The sequence below is a fragment of the Paraburkholderia sp. SIMBA_054 genome, from assembly GCF_046534875.1.
GTDB lineage: Bacteria > Pseudomonadota > Gammaproteobacteria > Burkholderiales > Burkholderiaceae > Paraburkholderia > Paraburkholderia hospita.
In genome coordinates this window covers 1-452 of sequence record NZ_JAWRXV010000254.1, presented here as the reverse complement: position 1 = coordinate 452, position 452 = coordinate 1, and the positions used below count along the sequence as shown (strand labels likewise).

Below are 452 nucleotides of genomic sequence, written 5' to 3'. Positions count from 1 at the left end.
GTGGCCGGAGCCTGCGGTTGCGACGGTGCGGGAGCCATTGCGGGCGAGGGCGCCGGGGCAGGCATCGGCGGCGCGGGCTTTTTGCTGCCGGCCGGATCGCGGCCTTCCATGTTGCCCATCAGATAGACGTCGGCTTCGTTAGGCGTCTTCAGATGGTCCGTGGGCAGCGGCAGATTCGTCGCCGTTTGCAGCGGCTTCACCAGATGCGGCGTGATGATGAACACGAGCTCGGTGCGGTCCTGCTGATACGACGTGCTTCTGAAGAGCGCGCCCAGCACCGGCACTTCGCCGACACCCGGTATTGCCTCCAGCGTGCCCGCCGCATTGCTCTTGATGAGGCCGCCGATCGCGAAGGTCTCGCCGTCGTTCATCTGCACTGTGGTCGATGCGCGGCGCGTGGTGATGAGCGGCAGCACCGTGAGGTTGTTGGTGTTGGTCGCGCCGACCGTGAC

At 66.4% G+C, this 452-nt stretch carries 1 pseudogene; it reads right to left on the bottom strand.

Annotation, left to right across the window (positions count from 1 at the left end):
* Positions 1-452: pseudogene (locus SB822_RS55010) on the bottom strand (secretin); the annotation flags it as partial.